This window comes from Niallia oryzisoli (assembly GCF_043641075.1).
GTDB lineage: Bacteria > Bacillota > Bacilli > Bacillales > Cytobacillaceae > Bacillus_BD > Bacillus_BD oryzisoli_A.
Genome location: NZ_JBHZRC010000001.1, coordinates 559,170 through 580,317, shown reverse-complemented (window position 1 = coordinate 580,317; position 21,148 = coordinate 559,170). Strand labels below are relative to the sequence as shown.

The window sequence follows — 21,148 nt, the reverse complement described above, 5'->3', positions numbered from 1 at the left end:
ATTTTAGACTTTTAATACCAAAATTAGATTAATTAAATTTTGATCTGCTCATTACATATTAAAAAAACTGCACCTCTATTAGTTAACGATGTTAACTATTGGGTGCAGTTTTTTATCAAACTTCATTCTATATATTTCCAACTTTTTAACGTTTCGTATTTAAAACTAGTTTTATACTAAACCAGCAAAAATGATAACTGAAACACAGAAAACAACGACTAATCTACAAATTTCGCAATGAAAACGCAAACAAGCTCGACTGTATATAACAAAATTCGCAAGCAAGGGCTAAAAATACTTATTAGACCAGTTCAAGTACTCTTTCTTCTTTTTCTTGTTTCTTATCAAGTAAACCAAGTGCTTGTCCTGTTGAGGTATGAATTTCATCAATTAGATTCGGATTTTCTAATAGTGATAAACCGTAAGAAGGAATCATTTCTTTTATCTTCGGTTCCCAAGCTTTTATATGCTGCGGGAAGCATTTGTTTATTACTTTCAACATAACGGAAACAGCTGTCGAAGCCCCCGGAGATGCACCTAGTAATGCAGCGACTGAACCATCAGCTGCACTGACAACTTCGGTACCAAATTGAAGCGTACCTTTTCCTGCTTCAGTATCTTTAATAACCTGTACACGCTGACCTGCTACGACTAAATCCCAATCCTCACTTTTAGCGTTAGGGATAAACTCACGCAGTTCTTCCATACGCTGCTCTTTTGATAACATAACCTGTTGAATGAGGTATTTTGTTAAGGACATTTCTTTTGCCCCTGCCGCAAGCATTGTTAAGACATTGTTTGGTTTGACGGAAGTGATTAAATCCATCATTGAACCGGTTTTTAGGAACTTTGGTGAGAAGCCGGCAAATGGTCCAAATAGCAATGATTTTTTATTATCGATAAATCTTGTGTCAAGATGCGGAACAGACATCGGTGGTGCGCCAACCTTTGCTTTTCCGTATACTTTTGCATGGTGCTGCTCAATAACTTCTGGGTTATTACAAACCATAAAGAGTCCGCTTACCGGAAATCCACCTATATGCTTTCCTTCAGGAATTCCTGTTTTTTGGAGTAAGTGAAGGCTTCCTCCTCCTCCTCCGATAAAGACGAATTTTGCTGTGTGGTGTTCAACTGTACCGCTGGTTAGGTTTTTCACTTTCAACTCCCAAGAGCCGTCATTAGTTCGTTTGATATTATCAACGCTATGGTTGTAATTAATTTTGACGTTTTTACTCTCTAAGTGATCAAACAGCATTCTGGTTAAAGCACCAAAGTTAACATCTGTACCCGTGTTGATCTTTGTTGCGGCAATCGGTTCATCCGAAGTACGATCCTGCAGCATAAGTGGTATCCATTCCTTTAATTTTTCTGGGTTATCAGAAAATTCCATCCCTTGGAATAATGGATTGTTTGATAGCGCTTCAAAACGTTTCTTTAAAAATGAAACATTTTCATCCCCTTGTACGAAACTCATATGTGGAAGCGGCATGATAAAGTCCTGTGGATTACGGATAAGCTTGCTCTTTACAAGGTAGGACCAGAACTGCATGGATACCTGAAACTGCTCATTAATATTTATGGCTTTTTTAATATCTATAGATCCGTCTGGCTTTTCAACGGTGTAGTTAAGCTCGCACAATGCTGCATGCCCTGTTCCGGCATTATTCCATTCGTTAGAGCTTTCTTCCCCTGCATTTGAAAGCTTTTCAAATACTGTAATTTCCCAGTCAGGTACTAATTCTTTCAGAAGTGATCCTAAGGTTGCACTCATAATTCCAGCACCAATTAAGATAACATCTGTCTTTGTTTGTCTGTTACTCATATTCAACCATCCCTAACCCTAAAGATTTACAGAAAGGATGTAAGCGCTCCCTACTAGAAATCAAGCAAGCCAGGGCGCGACTTAGTCACACATCATTTCTGGACCAAGTAATACCAAATTATAGTGTATCATTATTGTTTAAATATTAAAATATTTTTTTATAATTATATTATATAGCAATACTTATCGATTTAAAAGCTGATTGTTTCAAATAAAACAACAGTAGAAATACAATTTTAGACCTAAGCAAAACCTTTGAACACTATTATACCTTACTTCGTCTATCATAATCTATTAATTTGTCGAATTTATACGAATTATCTATTTTGTATAAATTTTTTCCTGGTTCATAAATACAAATATCTAGAAAGTCGCAATGTTACCGTTTCTAAAGATTCATTCGATTACCCTATTATAAAAAATTCAAAAGAGCCATGGGATCAATCTCATGGCTCTTTAAAATAACTATTCTATAAACTTTGATCTTTTACCACATATAAACCATTTACCGTTATATATTCTGAAAATCAATACGATCTGGTTTTGTATATATGTTTAATGAATGGCTGCGTAAAAAACCAACAGTTGTAATATGAAGCTCTTCTGCTAGACGGAGGGCTAATTCGGTTGGAGCTGATTTTGATAGAACAATCCCACATCCGATTTTGGCTACTTTTAGTAATACTTCCGAGGAAATACGACCGCTAAAAACAATGATTTTATCTGAAAGGGGTATAGAACGCTGCAAACAATGACCATAGATTTTATCCAAAGCATTATGTCGTCCTATGTCTGTTCTGGCGATGATGATGCCGTTTCTGTCACATAAGGCTGCATTATGTACCCCTCCTGTATCCTGGAAAATATCGGACGATTCCTGCATTAGCTGCATTAAATGAAAGCATTGTTCAATCGATATCTTTACATTTACGCTGTCAATGGGCTTAACTGTACGGGCATCATTATAAAAATAAAAACTTTGCCTGCTTTTTCCACAGCAAGAGGTTATAATTCGTTTGGAGTGAAATAATACGTTCAGTTTGTTAATTTTATGCGTTTCTATAATCGCACGACCTGTTGCTTCAATAATGGTAAGCTCTTTAATTTCCTTATAATGGTGGATAATCCCTTCCGATGCCAAAAAGCCAATGATTAACTCTTCTATGTGTTCAGGGCTGCATACAAGAGTAGCGAATTCTTGGCCGTTTAGAATGATGGTAATGGGGAATTCTGTAACGATTGTATCTGTAACATTGTGTATGGCTCCTTCCTCGTACCGCCATACATGGCTTTGCAATTTCATCGGCTGATTCATACATTTTTCCTCCTAGTTATTTTTCTCAATAGGCTGGTCAAATACGAATACAGTCATGGCAATATCTTCATCAATGTTAATATCGGAAAAAAGCCGTACAACCTTCGCATCCATTAACTTTTCAAATCTTAATAGGACCTGCGGCATTTTATAGATTTCCTTCACAAATCTTGTTCTGGTTTCATGGACCATCTGCTTTCCCTGTTCTTTATGAATCATAAATTTTTCTACATTTGTCAGATTGCCTTTCATTTCACTGACTGCCCAGGAACCGATGAATTTAGTGGTAATTTCCTTAGGGCCATTTCCTACATATTCTTTTCTAATTTCGCGAACAAGCATACTAAATTGATGCTCCATGTTCTTTGACATTTACGTCCCTCCTCGTTCCGAATCGATTCGTTTCATTCCTAAAAGGAAACCCATTCATTACAAATTGAACGAATGGGTTTTGGGCTTTTTATTTATATTACTCTTTTAAGCCTTCCCCAATCCCTTTTAACAGGTTAAATCCAAATCCAAAAGCGCGATTAATATCAGGATCCTTTATGGCTTTTATTAAGTCTAAGAGTCCAATCTTTCTATTGTCTTTTAATCCGTGCTCTGCCTTTTTCAATCCTGTCGTTAGGCTTTTGGCGAGTTTACCGGTTGTTTCTGGGTTAAGTTCGGTTAAGATACCGCCAGCCGCCATCGCATTATTAATCATGTTTGTAACAGGCTGACGCGTAAGTTGATCAACAGCAATTTTAGCTGCGCTTTCCTTTGCTTTGAGAAGACTATATAGAGCATCAATTATTCCGCTATCATACAATTCCTGGAGCAAATTCAGCGTTTCGAGCAACGAATCCTGACTTTCTGCAACCCCGGAGAGAAGATTCTCCAGGGATTGCATTTTCTTTTGTTCCTCTGTAAGTTCTATTTTTTGAATGGTCTGAATTGGTCTTGCCATTACGCATTCCTCCTGTCATAGAAACCAGGCTTAATATGCTCGTTCACACTTGTAATTGGAACGTAATCACCGCGTTCCCACTTACGGTAGATTTCAAGACCCAATTGCGGAGTACGGGTTGCATTTCGTGGATTGTACCTTGGCAGCGGATTTTCTCCGTCAAGCTCAAGGATCTCCATCCGTACTTTGGTTTGTTTGTATGCAGGGGTATTTGTCACCACATCTACAGCCCCTCCAGTAAGCAGATTAACAGCACTCTCATGGCTTGTGGAATGCATTGGAACATACACTGTCTTACCTGTCACTCTGTCTGTAATGAGTACCGGAAGGCGAATTGCCCCGTATGGAGATACAAGACGTACAAGTGAACCATCCTTTACACCGCGCTCTTCTGCAAGCTCATGGGATACCTCCACGAAGACTTTAGGGAATTTGTAATTAAGTCCTTTTGATTTATGCGTTAAGTTACCTTCATGGAAGTGCTCTAATAGACGTCCATTATCTAATGAGAGATCAAATTCTGATGGAAACTCCATTGGCGGTACATAATCAAATAAACCAAATCGTGCTTTTTTATCAGGGAAGTTAAAGCCATTTTGATAAAGCAACGGCGTATCTGCGCCATCAGGAGAACCCCAATGGAAGCTGTTCCACCCTTCAAGAACATCGTAGCTACACTGGCTGAAGAAAGGAGTTAGACTTGCCATTTCCGCAAAAATTTCACTAGGGTGAGTATAATTCCAATCAAAGCCCATATGTTTCGCAAGCTCTGTAAGAATCCACCAGTCAGGTTTACTATTCCCAAGTGGCTCTAATGCCTGATACAAGCGCTGTACGCGGCGTTCCGTATTTGTAAAGGTTCCATCTTTTTCAAGCGAAGGAGCACCTGGTAAAATAACATCCGCGAATTGGGCTGTTGTTGATAGGAAAATTTCTTGTACCACAAGGAAATCCAACTTAGAGAGCATTTCCTGAGTATGATTGGAGTCAGCATCAACCCATGCCATATCCTCCCCGGCGATGAACATCGCCTTCATCTTGCCTTTATCAATAGCTTCAAGCATTTGGATATTGTCAAGTCCTGGAGATGCAGGGAGTTCTACGCCATAAGCCTGTTCAAATTTTCCACGGATTCGGTCATCGGATATTGGTTGATATCCTGAGAAGATATTTGGCATTGTCCCCATATCTGCAGCACCCTGGACATTATTGTGCCCGCGTAACGGATAGGCACCAGCATTTGGTCGCATCATGTTTCCAGTAGCAAGAAGCAGATTAGCAATGGCAACAGATGTATGCGAACCCGCGATATTTTGTGTTACACCCATTCCCCAACAAATCGCTGTACCGTTAGCATCGCGAATCATTTCCGCTATTTGAATTAATGTTTCTTTATTGATACCCGTAATTTTCTCTGCTTCTTCAAGCGTGTAAGGCTCAATCATTTTCACAAACTCATCATACTGATTGACATGCTCATTAATAAATGACACATTATGCCAATCTTGGTCAATCATATACTTTGTAATAGCTGAAAGCCACACATAGTCTGTTCCTTGCTTCGGACGGACGAACAAGTCAGCACGGTCACCCATTTCATGTCTGCGGACGTCAACGGTAATTAATTTTTGTCCGTGGAGTTTTTGTGCTCTCTTAATACGTGTCGCAAGTACAGGATGTCCTTCTGCAGGCGCACAGCCTACTAGGATAACAAGACCTGCACCCGAAATATCTTTAATCGTACCAGAGTCCCCACCAATACCGCCTGTTTGCTGTAACCCCCATGATGCGGGTGACTGGCAGTAACGAGAGCAGTTGTCCACATTATTGGTTCCAAATACTTGACGTGCAAGTTTTTGGATTAGGTAGTTTTCTTCATTGGTTATTTTGGAGGATGAAATAAAACCAATGGCATCATGGCCGTAAGTTTCTTTGATACCGCCTAATTTCTTCCCAACGAGAGAAAGAGCCTCTTCCCAGCTAGCCTCAACAAATACATCGCCTTGACGAATTAATGGTGTTGTAATGCGTTCAGTAGAATTTACAAAATCCCATCCGAATTTACCTTTTACACAGGTGGAAACACTGTTTACAGGCGCGTTTTCAGATGGTTCAATTTTGAGAATCTCACGATCCTTTGTCCAAACCTCAAAGGAACAGCCTACGCCGCAGAACGTACAAACGGTTTTTGTTTTCTTGATCCGTGTATCACGCATCGCGGATTCTATTTCAGAAACTGCCATGATGGTTTGGTAATCAGGCTCCACTGCTTTTACAATGTCAATCATTGGTGTAAGCAGGTCATCTGATATACTTGTCATTAATCCAGCATTTCCAAGCATGGATTTTTCCATTAAAGCATTGCAAGGGCAAACAGTCACACATTGTCCACAGGATACGCAGGAGGATTCATTAATGCTTTTTCCACCGTCCCATAATACACGAGGCTGCTCGCTTTCCCAGTTAATCGATAGTGTTTCGTTCACTTGAAGATCCTGACATGTCTCCACACAGCGACCGCACAGGATACATTGATCTGGATCATACCGGTAAAATGGGTGAGACAGATCCACTTCGTAGCCTTTCGAACGATGTGGACGTGATTGGTGTTCAATTCCCATCATTTCTGCCGTGTTATGTATCCGACAATTTCCATTGTTATTGTCACAGACGGTGCAGTATAATAAATGGTTTTCTAAAATACGGTCCATTGCTTCTTCCTGCGACTGCTTTGCAAGCTCAGACGAGGTCAAAATTTCCATTCCGTCTTCAATCACTGTAGAACATGCGCGCATGATGCTGCCGTTTACTTCACACATGCACGTGTCACAGCTTTGAACCGGACCTAAAACGTCAGAATAGCATATGTGCGGATGATCTATTTCTTGTTGTAGTAAATAATCTAAAATACGAGTTCCTTTTTTTGCCTGATGCGCTGTTCCATCAATTAGAACATTCACCTTTTCTATCACTTTAAGTCCCCCCTTGTTAAAGTAAAGAAATCTATTTAACTTGTAGATAATCTTGATTTTATCTTTTCGTTAACATTTGTTTCTCATTTTATAAAATGAATAAAAATCGTTATCCTGCCTTTTTGATTTTGGGTTTTTCTTCAGCAAATACTTCTAGTGAATTCTTATGAACCTTCCAATAAATGAAGGCAACAAACAAGGTACCTCCTAAAGCATTACCTAATAAAACAGGGATAAAATTAGTGAAATAATCTCCCCATGTAAGGTGCCCGGCGAAGATAGCTGCTGGGATGACGAACATGTTCGCAACTACGTGTTGAAAGCCAATTGCTACAAATGCCATAACTGGAAACCAAATGGCCAGTAATTTTCCGCTAATATCATCTGCACCAAAAGCCATCCATACGGCTAAGCATACAAGCCAGTTACAGCCAACTGCGGAAATAAAGCTTTGAATAAATGTCTCATTCAGTTTAGATTCTGCAATCGAAACCGTTTTGGTTAGGTATGCACCTGCTTCCGTTAAACCTACTATGTGACCAAAGAAGTAGGCAACGAAGATTGCTCCAACGAAATTACTTACTAAGATTAAGAGCCAATTATTCAAGAGCTGTCCGGCCGTTGCTCTCCCCGCAAAAACAGCAATCGGAAGGACCATCATATTTCCTGTTAATAATTCTCCGCCAGCTATTACGATTAATATCAGTCCCAGAGGAAAAATAGATGCTCCCAAAAATGAGCTAAAGGAACCCCATTCCTCAGGTAAATTTGCAATAACTCTAATGTCTAAGAGAAAACCTAGTGAAATAAAGGCTCCTCCTAAAAAACCTAGTAAAAGCGCGTGCCCAACTGGCAATGATGCTTTTTTCTCACCAGCTTCAATTGCTCTTTCAGCAATACGCTGGGAATGATGAAACGCCATAAAGTAGTCCTCCTGTTATAGATGGATGTTAAAGATAATCAAAACGCAAAAAAACCCACCATAAATCGGTTATCATGCGTGTGCATGCTCCGTTTTATAGTGGGCTGACAGCTAAGCATTTGATCATACTAGCAATCCTTCCCGCCATAGATATAATGCAAAGAACAGGATGTACAGTCAATTTTTATTAACCAACATCAATGAACTTTTCATACTCTATAAACCTTTCTTATAGTAACATGGAAAATTCTATTTGTGAATGTTTTATGAACTTTTTTCACTATTTTCATAGTGGAAAAGAGATTTCCTAATCATTGACGGACCTACTTAAAGGGTGAAATACGTAAATCTTTATACAGATGCTTAGGATTTGTTGAAATAGAATAACTAATGTCTTCTGTTAAGTTAACTAATGTTAATCGATAGTCGTGTTTCGCCCCTGTATCAATCCCAAGCATACCTGGGCCAAACCAAATCTCCCCAGGATTTGCTCCCATTTTTTCGGTAGGAGTGTGACCAAACACGACAAATTTAGCATACGGGTAAGGGGTTTTCCAAAAAGGTTCCCGTATTTCTGTTAAATCCTTGAAAGATTGCCGATGAAGTGGAATACCTGGACGAATTCCAGCATGAACGAATAAATAGTTTTCATGCTCGATATACAAGGGCAAGGATTCAATAAATTTAATCGTAAAGCCTGGTAAGGGTTTCTTATTTTTATACCCATTTTTATTCTTCTTGTAGAAGCAATCGGTATTACCTCTAATTGCATAGGCTCCTTTTTCGGTCAGTTCTTTAATGTATTCGATTGAACTCCATGTAAACGGACGTCTATCAATAAAATCTCCAAGTAAAAATAACTTGTCCGATTGTGGGTCATACCTGGCCATCTCTAAAAGAACTTTAACCCCTTCAGCATGACCGTGAATATCAGAAATGGCGAGAATTCTAGACATTTTTGTAACCTCTACCTTTCCTCTTGGTTACAATAAAATATGCTAAAAAATATGGTTATGCGACATGAATGGTATCCTTTTAACACAAATTTTACATATTCATTTCGGATTCTACTTCATCGCCTTACCTTTCCTATAAACTAAAAAACACCCACAAACATATTTTATCAACATGTGTGAGTGCTTTTTTTGTACCTAAACATTCCGCGGCTTTCTTCAAATCTATAATTGAATGAAATGGTATTTTATCTACAAAACAACTATCTCTTTGTTTTTATCCCAGCATAAACTGACTCTCATACATACTGCAGTAAAATCCTTTATTCTTTAGAAGCTCTTCATGCTTCCCTTTTTCGATTATTTCTCCATTGTGAATCACCAATATCTGATCAGCATTTTCAATTGTTTTTAATCGGTGTGCAATGACAAAGCTCGTGCGCCCTTCCATTAAATGGATGAGTCCTTGTTGAATTTCCATTTCCGTTCTTGTATCAATGCTTGAAGTTGCTTCATCAAGTATAAGAATATCTGTGTCTGCTAAAATGGCTCTCGCAATTGCGAGCAGCTGACGCTGTCCTTGACTTAAGTTCGAGCCTCCCGAGGTAATGAGCGTTTGATATCCCAGTGGTAAATGCTTGATAAAGTTATGGGCCGAGGCCATTTTTGCTGCCTCAATCACTTCTTTGTCTGATGCCTCAAGAAGACCATAGCGAATATTTTCCATTATTGTCCCGGAAAATAAAAAGGTATCCTGAAGCACGATGCCGATTTTTTTTCGTAAATCGCTTACTTTATATTGAGTTATATTCTGTCCGTCTAGTTTGATTTCACCTGTAGTTACATCATAAAATCTCATTAATAGATTAATAATGGTAGTTTTACCTGATCCAGTCGGTCCGACTAAGGCAATTTTCTCTCCTGCTTTTACTTGAAAATCTATATTTTTCAGGATGGGTCTGCTATTATCATAGCTAAAGTCAACATGTGAAAATTCAACATCCCCCTTTAATGAATCAATAGAGACTGCATTGTAATGATCGACGATATCGGGGGTTTCATCCATCACTTCAAACACTCGTTCAGCTCCCGCAATAGCCGATTGAAGCATATTGAACAAGCTTGAAAGCTGGTTGATCGGACGGAAGAACTGACGAGAATAAGTTACAAATGCAGCAATAACCCCAACGGTCGTCATCCCCTCAACCGTCATAACCGCGCCTATTCCGATAAGTAAACCTAAACCTAAGTTGTTAATAAAGTTATTCGTCGGTCCGACAAAGCCTGAAACCATATCGGCATTCATCGCAGAATGACGTAATCGTTCGTTAATCTCAGAAAACTCAAGATTCATTTTTTCTTCTTTGCCAAATAACGTAACAACTTCGAAACCTGAAATGGATTCTTCAACAAATCCGTTGAGTTCTCCCAGATCGCGCTGCCTTTTAATAAAATAATTACTGCTGTATTTAATGATTTTTTTCGTTGTAAAAATCATCAAAGGTATAATGAATAATGCTGTAATGGCTAAAATCCAATTGAGTGAGAACATGGCTATCGTAACCCCTGAAGCCATTAAAACAGTTGATAGAATTTGACTAACACTTTGACTGAGGGAGTTATTTAAGCTCTCGATATCATTCGTTACCCGACTCATCAGGTCTCCATGAGAATGTTTATCAAAAAACCTTAACGAAAGCGTCTGAAATTTATCATATAAGTCCTGACGCAAATGGCGAATCGTATGTAGGGAGACCCGTACCATTGTGAAGGATTGAAGCCAAGTAAATATGGCACTAGCCGTGTAGATGACCGCAAGTAACACAAGCATTCGTAACGTTCCCGTTATATCCTTTGGGATGATATATTGATCGATAATTACACCAATCAAATATGGTCCAATTAGACCCAGCAAGGTTGAGATAATAACAAAAAGAACCGAAGCAATAAGTGTTCCCTTTTGTCTTTCCATATAGTACCAAATTCTTAGCAACGTTCCTTTCCGATCCTTTGCTTTCTCTGCTGGCCCATTCATTCCTCTAGGGCCTCGTGCTCTGCCAATAATGTTCGGAGCAGAAGGCTTATTCATTGACTGCCACCTGCCTTCCCTGTTGTGTTTGATAGATATCCTGATATAGTTCACTATTACTCAATAACTCTTCATGTGTGCCATTCGCAACAATTTTTCCGTCCTCCATGACAAGAATCTTGTCAGCGTGAATGATGGATGAAATTTTCGATGAAATAATGAAGACAGTTGTGGTTGGAAAGGTTCTATTTAGGGCTTGCTGAACCTTTGACTCAGAAATCGCGTCAATCGCTGAAGTTGAATCATCGAGAATCAGAATGCCAGGTTCTCTAATAAAAGCACGTGCCATTGATAGACGCTGTTTTTGACCGCCAGACAAATTCGTTGCACCTTGAGTAAGGAAGTGAGAGAATCTTGCTTCGAGCTCTTCGATAAATTCACTTGCTGAGGCTGATTGGGCGGCTGACTCCATGTCGACTATTGTCGCTTCGTCTTTTCCATATCGTAAATTTTCTTCAATACTGCCCGAAAACAGCGTGGCTTTCTGAGGTACAAAGCCAATACCTGAGCGAAGACCTTGAATCGAATAGTCTTTTAGATTGATCCCGTCGATGAATATCTCTCCAGAATCTGAGTCATATAAACGGGGAATCAGTTTAACTAACGTTGACTTTCCGCTCCCCGTCGGTCCAATTATTCCAATCGTTTCTCCTTCCTTCACAGTAAAGGAGAGATCCTTTAATACGTATTCGCCATTTTTACTATAGCTGAAATAAACATTCTTAAACTCGATAGTTCCGAATACCTTTTTCGGTGATACAGGATAGTCGGTCTCCACAATATCAATTTCCGTCTCAAGTACTTGAACAATCCGGCCAGCAGATGGAAAGGAGCGGGTAATTTGCATAAGAACATGACTGCTGCTCATTAAACCGTTCATCATAATGTTTAAATAATTAATAAAAGCAAGAATAACGCCGACCTGTAGAGTCCCTTCATTTACTTTAATCGCACCAAGCCAGATTCCCGCAACAATCCCGATATTCACAACGAACATCAAAAGCGGCATAAGCGTAAGAATCACCTGTTCTGCAGACAAATTTCGTTTGGTTAAAAGGTTATTGATACGATGAAACTCTTTCTTCTCATACGACTGACGGTCAAATGCTTTTATTACCCGAATTCCCGCCAGAGTTTCCTGCAGCTTTGTATTGACCATATCCATCGCTTTTTGCACATAAGAAAACAGGTCACCTGTTTTTTTTGAAAAATAATAAATAAATAGTATTAAAATCGGAATAGCTGCGAGTAATACAGGAAACAGTTCACGGGCAGTTGTCCAAACAATAATGACAGAACCAATAAACAATAGCGGTCCACGTACAAATACACGAAGCGTCATAATTAAGGATGATTGAATGGCTGCAATATCATTAGTCACGATCGTAACTAATTTACCTGTTCCGAAAGAATCGGTATTTTGGCTGGAAAAACATGTAATTTTTTTATACAGATCCCGCCGAATATCACTTGAAAAATCAACGGCTGCTTTCGCAGCATAAACCGAGCTTCCTGCTCCGCCAATTAATCCAATAAAAGCGCTTAGCAGCAATAATAGACCGAGTTTAATGATATAGGCATTATCTTGGTTGGCAATTCCCTCATCAATTATCTTTTGCATAATGGTTGGCTGAAGTAAGTCCATCGCCACTTCGATGCACATCAGGATAGGCCCTAGGACAGCAAACCATCTATATGGTTTTATGTAGTGAAGCAACTTTTTCATGGAGTTCATGAACTTTCCCCTTATTTAGCTAAATTCTTTCTTTAAACGTTCGGTTGTTTCTTCAATTAATGCAACTAACTGTACCGTTCTTGCTGGTTCTGAACGAATATGCTTGATCGTTTTTCTTAGCTCGAATTCCCATTGTTTGATGGCTTTCTTTACATGGACAGCTTCTTTTGAATTTCTCCAGAATTGTCTTTCCTTCCATTCCAGCCAGAAATCGAATTCCTCAAGATGATGATATTCATTTAAACGGTTTTCACCATTGAGGTTAATTCGATAGACCTTCTTATCTGAATCTTCCTGTAGGATAATCAGCCCTTCATCGAGGAGATCTTGAAGTGCGGGATAAATAGTACCGGCACTTGCGTTATATAATCCATCAGAACGGTCCTCTAACTCTTTCATGATTTGATATCCATGCATAGATTCCTCTTGAAGCAGATGCAGTACGGCTAATTGAACAAAGCCTTTTCTTTTTTTCATTTTATACCTCCTAGTCCATTAATATATCGTTTATTTTAATCGATATATCGATTAATGACAAATTTTTTTTAGGTGTTTCAGTAATCTGTATAAAGGACTAATAGAAAAAAACTCGCCAAAATGACGAGTTTTTTCTATTAGTATTTGATCGATCATCATATAGATTTTTCGCTGAATTTGTTGCTTCTTCCCTGTCAAGGCACCATCGTTACAGGACATGTAGCAAGCTGTAATACACCTAAGCTCACACTTCCGATAACAGCACTTTTAACGGCTCCTAGACCACGTGTCCCCATAATAATATGAGATGCATTCCGTTCTTTAGCTAAATTAGTTATCTCGACCTTCGGAATACCAGTACGAATAACCTTTTCTAGATGGACTTCTTGATTGTTTATTGTTTGTATAGCTTTTTCTAAAATTTCTTCTGCTGTTTCTTGGATATATTCTTGAATTGCTGCACTCGATATAAACCGATGGATATTTGGCGTTGAATGATAGCTAGGCTGAACATTTATTAGAACAATATCAGCATCCGTTTCTTTAGCAACTGTGCATGCATATTTAAGTGCTTGATGAGAATTAAGGGAATCATCAATTGGAACAATGATTAGTTTTTTCATAGTTATCACTCCAGATAAGTTTTATAGAGGTCTTTCATATAAGGATTGGAATTTATCAAATCCTCTTATATGTCAAACTTCGACAACCACTCATTGAAACCCTTTAATTTCATTAAGCTATCCCTCCTACCTTGATTAAATATATAATTATTATGGATAAAGTCATTAACAAAAAGGGTGAAACGGAAGTGAAAGGATTCAAGGATTGGAAAAATGGTGCCCATGGGAATAAATTTATTGCTTCTTTTAGCGGAGGAAAAGATAGTTCTCTCGCTTTATATCGTTCCATGAAGGTTGGAGAAGCTGTTGGACTAATCGTAATGCTTGAGGAGAAAGGAAAACGCTCTAGATCACATGGCATGCCTCCTGAGCTTATAGCTGCTCAAGCTAAATCGATTGGATTACCGGTATATTCGGCAGCAGCAAGCTGGGAAGATTATGAAAAAGTATTTATTGGCCTCTTAGAAAAAGCTAAAAGTCAAGGTGCTGAAGCATTAGTCACTGGGGACCTAGATATGCCTGTACATGGCTGCTGGCATGAAAAGGTTGCGGAACAAGTTGGATTAAGGCTTGGGATGCCTTTATGGGGAATGGATCATCGTAAAGCTGTCGAGGACTTTATCGATCTAGGATTTGTAACAATCATTGTAACAGTAAACTTATCATTAGGAATGAGAGAAGACGATTTAGGACGAACACTAACCCATGAATACGTGAAGGAGCTTGAAGATCGTGGGATTGACCCTTGCGGAGAAGGCGGTGAATTTCATACAACTGTACTTGATGGTCCTATTTTTACACAGCCTGTAGCGGTTCGTAAATGCAAGATGATTAGAGACGGAGACTATGCATTTTTACCATTGAAGCTGGATGATTCTGTAGAGGGATAGGTCACCTGGAATAGGTACACCATTGTACTTACCGACTGAAGAAGTAAACAGCTTATATCAATCATCATCAAAAAACGCTTGAATAATATGGAAATCCTTCAATCTATTAACCTTGTCATTTTCTAAAAGTATTGTATAATGTATTGTTGTAAATAACCAAAACTTTACAACGGGTATATGATCCTGTTCATGAAAAGAATAAGGATGTTTTCATTTATGATGGGACAATCTTCCCTCATTCCATATAAAGGAGATATCAATGAAGGATGGAAAATTTATTTCTAACACTTGGTGTTGCAGTATCATCGGGAGCACTTGTAGCTTTACTTAAAATTATACTAATTGATATCATACTTTCCGGAGATAATGCAGTTGTCATTGCGATGGCAACAAGAAACCTGCCAAAGCATTTACAAAATAAAGCTATTTTCTGGGGAACAGCAGGTGCTGTACTTTTACGAATTGGATTTGCAACCATAATTGTTTACCTACTGCAAATACCATACGTCAACATTTTTGGCGGTATCCTTCTACTTTGGATAGCGTACAAAGTATTGGTTGAAGATGAAGGAGACAATACGATTAAGTCATATAATAGCCTGTTTAAAGCTGTTCAAACCATTATTATTGCAGATGCTGTGATGAGTTTGGATAATGTGGTGGCTTTAGCAGGAGCAGCACATGGACATATCGGAATGATTGCGCTGGGTGTACTTGTTAGTATCCCGATTATGATATTTGGCTCAAAGTTTATTGTAATGCTTATGGAAAAATATACTTGGATTGCCTATATAGGTGCTGGAATTCTTACATGGACTGCCGGAGAGATGATTTTAAAAGATGAATCTTTAAATAAATTAGTAAATATTCCACACGGAGCGGTTTATTATACAATTCTAGCAATAATAACAGTATTGGTACTTGCCGCAGGCTATTTCAAAAATCATGGTCCTGTAAAAACAGTCGAAGAGAAATAATCAATTTAATCGTTACCGTGTTTAGGTAATAGAAAAAACCCGTCAAAGTAGACTGACTTAGGCATATGAGACATTAATAAAACACCTTCTTAGGCTGCCATGCTACCATATTCTAATGGTGTGTGGTAGCCTAATTTTTCTTGGATACGTTCTTCATTGTAATATTTTATATATTGGTCCACTTGCTCTCTGACCGCTTCTAAAGACATTGAATTAAACTTCACGTACTGGAATCCCTCTGATTTTAGATTTGAGTGGAACGATTCAATAACTGCATTATCCCAACAGTTCCCCCTTCTTGACATACTACTGACCAAGTTCTTCTCTTTTACTAGATTTTGATATGCATATGAAGTATATACACTGCCTTGATCCGAATGTATGATAACGCCTTTAGGGTTACCTCTTACTTCTAACACTTCTATTAATGTATCAATAACTAAAGGTGTTTGTTGATGTGTATACAACTTATAAGACACAATTTGATTATTGTATAAGTCTATTATGGTCGATAGATAGAGTGTAGAAGAACCATACTGTATGTAGGTGATATCCGTTACCCACTTTTGATTAGGCAAAGCTGCCTTAAAATCACGTTGTATTAGGTTGGGCGCAATAATCACCGATTCTCCTTGAGATTTCCATTTTCGTTTAGGTTTCACTCGACATTGTAAATGATGTTTCTGCATAATGCGTTGAACTGTGTTTCGATTTAGCTTTATTTGATACTTACGTTTTAGTAATTGTGTAATCTTTCGGTGCCCATAACGATATTTTGTTTCAATACATAGTGAAATAATTGTCTCTTCATACCTGGACAATTTGACTTCTGGATTAGATGCCCATCGGTAGTAAGTCGATCTGGGGACATCTAAAGCTGCTAAAATAGCTGTAACGGTATACTTTTTACGTAACCTATGTACTAACAGGAGAACTACTTCTTTCTCAACTCCTTTTCGATCTCCAAATACTTTTTTAAGATTTCATTCTCCATTTTTAAATGTGTAATTTGACTCTCTTTCTTTTCTTCGGCACTTTGAGAATCCGGCCCATGTCCATAGGTGTACTGTTTACCAATCGGCTGATTAAATCTGTTTACTTGATTTTCACGATACCATTTCATCCATGTCTTAATTTGGGATACATTTTTTATCCCATACTTTTTCATAATTTCTTGATTTGTAAACTGCCCACTCATTTTATCCTTTACTACTGCCCACTTTGTTTCACTTGAATAAACGTTTTTGCCCACGCAAAAACACCTCCGAATTAGTACTTTTAATAAGTGTACCATTTCGAGGGTGTTTTATAGTGTCTCATATCAGTAGGTTAGTCTAAAAGACGGGTTTTTTCTATTAGTTTTTCGTTTTTTTCGCACCTTCGCGAGAGAATTTCTCATTTGCATCACTCCTTATTTAAAGTAATGATCTCTATATTTCCAACTATTATTTTAATTAATTTGAACAAAATTCTTCCCTTCTACTAGTGTATTTGCCGGCCGTTTTAAACCTAAATTCTCTCTTAAGGTTTTTCCTGTATATTCAATTCTGAACAATCCTCGTTTCTGTAAAATCGGAATGACAAGATCCACAAAGTCATCCAATCCTCCCGGAAAGTAAGGAGGCATTACATTAAAGCCGTCTGCTGCTCCATTTTCAAACCATTCTTGCATTTGATCAGCAATTTGCTCAGGTGTCCCTTTGATTTCACGGTGTCCGCGAGCACCTGCTATCTGTTGATACAACTGTCGGATAGTCAAGCCTTCCCTATCTGCCTTATCCTTTATTAACTGAAAACGACTTTTTCCAGCATTCACTTTTTCTACCGTCACATCTGGAAATTGACCATCAACATCATAACCAGATAAGTCAAAACCAATCATTCTCGATAAAAGAGCTACCCCTGCTTCTTCAGGGATCAAGTTATTTAGAAGCTTTTGATTTTCATCAGCTTCCTCCACCGTTCTCCCAATAACAGGATATATCCCCGGCATAATCTTAAGCTCTTCTGGAGAACGTCCGTATTTACCCATTCTATCCTTTAAATCACGATAGAAATCCTTAGCTTCCTCGAGTGTTTGCCAAGCTGTGAAAACGACTTCTGCCGTACGTGCTGCAAGCTCCATCCCCGCTTCAGATGCACCTGCTTCCACCACTACTGGATGCCCTTGAATGGGGCGGGAAATATTTAATGGACCAGCAACGGTGAACCATTCCCCTTTATGGTTAATCTCATGCATTTTAGAGGAGTCAGCAAATTTAGCTGATTCCTTATCGAAAACAAGCGCATCATCTTCCCAGCTGTCCCATAGTTTTTTGACTACATCCACGAACTCTTCAGCCCGTTGATAGCGTGTTGAATGCAAAAGTTGCTTTTCCAGATTAAAGTTTCGTGCTTCTTCTTCCTGGTATGATGTCACTACATTCCAGCCAGCACGCCCGTTACTTATATGATCAAGTGATGAAAATCTCCTTGCCACATGAAAAGGTTCATTATAAGTAGTGGATACAGTACCTACGAGTCCAATGTTCTCAGTCACAGTTGAAAGGGCAGATAATAATGTAAAAGGCTCAAAAGAGGTATTAACACTTTGCTCAAGTGCCAGTTTATCTGTAAATTTAACCGCACTATGATCCGCAAGAAAGAGCATATCAAACTTTCCGCGTTCAGCCGTTTGGGCTAATTTTTTAATAAACTGAAAATTCATTACCTGATCAGCCGCCGCTTTCGGATGCCTCCAAGCGCCAATCTGATGTCCAGGTATTTGAAAAAAGGCTCCTAATTTTATTTCCCTATTACGTTTTGTCATTGTAATCCCTCATTCCTATTATTTTTCACTTCCGAATTCCTGTATCTTCCGCCAATTTTGTTAATTCTTTTGTCTCCTTTTCAACCTCTTTCGTGAAATCGTCTGAATTTAGATAGGCTGGGTCTAGCTTAATTTTTTCTAATTGCTGTAAAAACGTTTCATCCTTTTCCATTTTTTCTACTGCTTTCTCCCATTTTTGAATAATTTCATCAGGTGTATCTGCCGGGAAAGATAATCCAGTCCACCATTTAATCGTTAAGCCGTCAAATCCAGCTTCTTGTGTAGTTGGAACATCTGGGAAAAGAGGGCTTTGTTCAGGCGATTGAACCGCAAGCAATTTAATCTTTCCTGCTTCTACAAGCGGAGCTAGCTCCCCAACAGTATGAATGGCCAATACAACATGTCCTCCTGCTAACTTCGCGGCCGAGTCAGAGGTACCTTCAGATGACACCATTTGTGTTTTATTAAAATCGATCCCAAGTGATTCAAACCATTGTGCAGCCACAAAGGATGAAAAACCGGCAGGGCCAACACTTGCCCATGTTAATTTTTCGGGATTCTTCTTGACCCATTCTGAAAATTCTTCAAATGTGTCCCATTCAGCATCAGCCTTTACCGCATAAGCAGGGGTACCAGCAGCAATACGGGCTGCAAATTTATTTTCCATATTCGAAACAACAGGCTTTGTCGTTCCTGCTTCATACATAGTAGTGGTTGATACGTTATTTGCCAGAACTGTATATCCATCAGGGTTAGCCTCTTTTAAGGCATATTGGGCACCAATGATTCCTCCTCCACCTGGCTTGTTTGTTACGACAATTGGCTGTCCCCACTCTTGACTTAAATAGTCAGCTACAGAGCGTGCTGCTAAATCCACACCGCCTCCAGCTGCAAAAGGGACAACTAACTCAATTTGTCTGGTTGGATAATCAGCGCTTGTCTTTTTCTCCTCGTTTTCTTTCTTTTCTGAATTACTTTTAGTGTTTGTTGTGCATCCGGTAAGAAGGATCCCGACTAATAACAGTACTGCAAACGAAAGTGCAAAAAGCTTTTTCATCATATACCCTCCAAAATCATTTATTTAGGAAAATTCCATTTGGTCTCCAGTTTCTTGTAGGACTCTTTTTTTCGTTCTTTTCACAAGAATTATCGATAGAATTAAAATCATTACAGCGGTGACTAAAATAATTAATGAAATCGGACGCTGTACAAAAATCAAGGGGTTCCCAGCTGCCATTTCTAGTGATTGGATAAAATTTCTTTCTATTTTTGGACCTAACACGATGCAAAGGATAAATGGAATAATAGGCCATTGATATTTGTGGAAAAAATAACCCAACACCCCGAAAATAACGGCAACAACGACGTCGAACATACTGTTTCTGACAGTAAAGGCACCAAAGATACTAATTAAAAGAATAATAGGAGCTAAAATTCCAAAAGGCACATTTGTTAGTTTTGCCCATAATCCTACTAAAGGCAGATTTAAGATTAAAAGTATAATATTTCCTATAAACATACTTGCAATTACGGTCCAAACAACCTGACTGTTTTGTTCAAATAGCATGGGGCCCGGTGTCAAACCATAGATCATAAGTGCTGCTAATAAAACAGCTAGCGGCGGTGATGCCGGTATACCTAATGCAAGCAAGGGAATAAATCCGCCCGAGCTGGTTGCGTTGTTAGCGGACTCAGGCCCGGCAACGCCTTCGATGGCACCCTTTCCAAATTTCTCGGGGTGCTTAGACAGCTTTTTTTCTAAATCGTAAGATAAAAATGCTGTAATGGTTGCGGATACTCCAGGTAAAATCCCAAGAAAAAAACCAAGCAAGCTGCCTCTTAAAATCGATAATTTACTCTGTTTTAAATCTTGGCTGTTCGGGTAAATCCCTGAAATCTTCACCTGTTGGATGGACTTGCGTTTTTCCTCGAGTCCCTTTAAAATTTCTGTAATCGCAAATAAGCCGATGATGATACTAACCATTTCGAAGCCGCCACTTAAGAAACTGAAGCCAAAGTCAAATCTTGGTACTCCTGACGTCATCCCGATGCCGACCATCGAAAATAAGAAGCCAAACAACCCCATAATGACTGATTTATTAAAAGAGAAGCCAGTTAAATTAAAAAGGACCAATAAAGCCAGTAGCATAATTGTGAAATATTCCGGCGGACCAAATTTCAGTGCTTGGTCGGCCAAAAAGGGAGTAAAAAGAACTAGCCCAACCAGTCCGATTATGCCCGCAATAAAAGAGCCTATTGCCGCTATGCCAAGGGCAGCACCTGCTCTACCCTGCTTAGCAAGCGGGTAACCGTCTAATGTGGTTGGTACAGATGACGATTCACCAGGAATATTCATGAGAATTGCAGTAGTTGAGCCGCCATACATCGCTCCGTAATAAATACCTGCCATCATCATCAAACCTTGAACTGGACTCAGAATTGTAGTGACCGGCAAAAGAATGGCAATCGCAGATGTTGGTCCCAAACCGGGAAGAACGCCGACTAAAGTTCCGAGCAGAGAACCCAGCAATACGATCAACAGATTGAAAGGTGTGATTACTTCACTGAAGCCATTTAACAAAGCCAAAAATGATTCCATATTTTGCTGCCTTCTT

Annotated in this window: 17 protein-coding genes; 2 read left to right on the top strand and 15 right to left on the bottom strand. The window is 38.9% G+C overall.

Features of this window, described 5'->3' with window-relative positions; translation table 11 throughout:
• Positions 1-301: 301 nt before the first annotated feature.
• From ACHUFV_RS03025 to ACHUFV_RS02975, 11 genes are all read right to left on the bottom strand, one after another.
• Positions 302-1,822, bottom strand: a complete 1,521-nt coding sequence (locus ACHUFV_RS03025; protein ID WP_394232129.1) for a malate:quinone oxidoreductase — start codon at positions 1,820-1,822, stop codon at positions 302-304.
• Positions 1,823-2,333: 511 nt separating this feature from the next.
• Entirely contained in the window at positions 2,334-3,137 is an 804-nt protein-coding gene (gene fdhD, locus ACHUFV_RS03020; RefSeq protein ID WP_394232128.1) for a formate dehydrogenase accessory sulfurtransferase FdhD, read from the bottom strand.
• Between the two features lie 12 nt (positions 3,138-3,149).
• On the bottom strand, positions 3,150-3,509 hold the full coding sequence (locus ACHUFV_RS03015; protein WP_394232127.1) for a Na-translocating system protein MpsC family protein: 360 nt from the start codon (positions 3,507-3,509) through the stop codon (positions 3,150-3,152).
• Between the two features lie 97 nt (positions 3,510-3,606).
• Positions 3,607-4,086 carry a helical membrane plugin domain-containing protein gene (locus ACHUFV_RS03010; RefSeq protein WP_394232126.1) on the bottom strand — a complete coding sequence of 160 codons (480 nt, stop codon included), beginning with the start codon at positions 4,084-4,086 and terminating at the stop codon, positions 3,607-3,609.
• The gene (gene fdhF / locus ACHUFV_RS03005; RefSeq protein ID WP_394232125.1) at positions 4,086-7,058 is read right to left on the bottom strand and encodes a formate dehydrogenase subunit alpha; all 2,973 of its coding nucleotides are present in this window, start codon (positions 7,056-7,058) and stop codon (positions 4,086-4,088) included. Before fdhF ends, ACHUFV_RS03010 begins: the two co-directional genes overlap by 1 nt.
• A gap of 109 nt (positions 7,059-7,167) precedes the next feature.
• Positions 7,168-7,980 (bottom strand): formate/nitrite transporter family protein, encoded by an 813-nt coding sequence (locus ACHUFV_RS03000; protein ID WP_394232124.1) that lies wholly within the window; start codon positions 7,978-7,980, stop codon positions 7,168-7,170.
• Between the two features lie 323 nt (positions 7,981-8,303).
• Positions 8,304-8,936 (bottom strand): metallophosphoesterase, encoded by a 633-nt coding sequence (locus tag ACHUFV_RS02995; RefSeq protein WP_394232123.1) that lies wholly within the window; start codon positions 8,934-8,936, stop codon positions 8,304-8,306.
• Between the two features lie 274 nt (positions 8,937-9,210).
• Positions 9,211-10,968 (bottom strand): ABC transporter ATP-binding protein, encoded by a 1,758-nt coding sequence (locus tag ACHUFV_RS02990; RefSeq protein WP_394233358.1) that lies wholly within the window; start codon positions 10,966-10,968, stop codon positions 9,211-9,213.
• 46 nt (positions 10,969-11,014) lie between these two features.
• Positions 11,015-12,757 (bottom strand): ABC transporter ATP-binding protein, encoded by a 1,743-nt coding sequence (locus ACHUFV_RS02985; protein WP_394232122.1) that lies wholly within the window; start codon positions 12,755-12,757, stop codon positions 11,015-11,017.
• A gap of 15 nt (positions 12,758-12,772) precedes the next feature.
• Positions 12,773-13,234, bottom strand: coding sequence for a PadR family transcriptional regulator (locus tag ACHUFV_RS02980; protein WP_394232121.1), 462 nt, complete (start codon positions 13,232-13,234; stop codon positions 12,773-12,775).
• A 194-nt stretch (positions 13,235-13,428) separates the two neighbouring features.
• Positions 13,429-13,857 carry a universal stress protein gene (locus tag ACHUFV_RS02975; protein ID WP_394232120.1) on the bottom strand — a complete coding sequence of 143 codons (429 nt, stop codon included), beginning with the start codon at positions 13,855-13,857 and terminating at the stop codon, positions 13,429-13,431.
• 152 nt (positions 13,858-14,009) lie between these two features.
• Here ACHUFV_RS02975 and ACHUFV_RS02970 point away from each other — a divergent pair, with 152 nt between their 5' ends.
• Positions 14,010-14,747 (top strand): Dph6-related ATP pyrophosphatase, encoded by a 738-nt coding sequence (locus ACHUFV_RS02970; protein ID WP_394232119.1) that lies wholly within the window; start codon positions 14,010-14,012, stop codon positions 14,745-14,747.
• A gap of 266 nt (positions 14,748-15,013) precedes the next feature.
• The gene (locus ACHUFV_RS02965; RefSeq protein ID WP_394232118.1) at positions 15,014-15,724 is read left to right on the top strand and encodes a TerC family protein; all 711 of its coding nucleotides are present in this window, start codon (positions 15,014-15,016) and stop codon (positions 15,722-15,724) included.
• Positions 15,725-15,813: 89 nt separating this feature from the next.
• On the opposite strand, the gene ACHUFV_RS02960 is transcribed toward ACHUFV_RS02965, so the two are convergent.
• The 4 genes from ACHUFV_RS02960 to ACHUFV_RS02945 form a co-directional block, all read right to left on the bottom strand.
• Positions 15,814-16,976 (bottom strand): IS3 family transposase gene (locus ACHUFV_RS02960; protein ID WP_394232117.1). Its coding sequence is split into 2 segments (ribosomal slippage): positions 15,814-16,700 and positions 16,700-16,976, totalling 1,164 coding nucleotides; the frame shifts between segments, so codons are not numbered across the junction.
• A 198-nt stretch (positions 16,977-17,174) separates the two neighbouring features.
• Positions 17,175-18,533 carry an LLM class flavin-dependent oxidoreductase gene (locus ACHUFV_RS02955; RefSeq protein ID WP_394232116.1) on the bottom strand — a complete coding sequence of 453 codons (1,359 nt, stop codon included), beginning with the start codon at positions 18,531-18,533 and terminating at the stop codon, positions 17,175-17,177.
• Positions 18,534-18,558: 25 nt separating this feature from the next.
• Positions 18,559-19,590, bottom strand: a complete 1,032-nt coding sequence (locus ACHUFV_RS02950; RefSeq protein WP_394232115.1) for a tripartite tricarboxylate transporter substrate binding protein — start codon at positions 19,588-19,590, stop codon at positions 18,559-18,561.
• A gap of 24 nt (positions 19,591-19,614) precedes the next feature.
• The gene (locus tag ACHUFV_RS02945; RefSeq protein WP_394232114.1) at positions 19,615-21,132 is read right to left on the bottom strand and encodes a tripartite tricarboxylate transporter permease; all 1,518 of its coding nucleotides are present in this window, start codon (positions 21,130-21,132) and stop codon (positions 19,615-19,617) included.
• Positions 21,133-21,148 lie beyond the last annotated feature (16 nt).